We start from the raw sequence: 211 nt of genomic DNA, 5'->3' as shown, positions 1-211 counted from the left end.
GTTCGGAAGTCCGCGCAAACGGCAATAGCGAAACCCATGGAGCTCTTTGGCATCCGCGAAGCTTCGCTCAATCGTCTCTTTTCGTTTACGGTACAGCTGTTTCCCGGATGGGCTTAGTCGGTTGCTCCGTACCCACTCTTTGCTGTCTTCCCAGACATGCCGAGTCACCACTTTGCGGTGGTTTCGAGACTGGGTACACTGGCCCAGCAGT

1 protein-coding gene is annotated in these 211 nt (G+C 55.5%); it reads right to left on the bottom strand.

What is annotated here, in order from left to right:
• Nucleotides 1-211: transposase (locus LCF57_RS18115; RefSeq protein ID WP_226001949.1), on the bottom strand; the 211-nt coding region annotated here is incomplete at both ends.

The organism is Paenibacillus sp. BJ-4 (genome assembly GCF_020404765.1).
Lineage (GTDB): Bacteria > Bacillota > Bacilli > Paenibacillales > Paenibacillaceae > Paenibacillus.
Note: the sequence above shows the minus strand (reverse complement) of the source record. Positions and strands in the feature narration are given on the sequence as shown.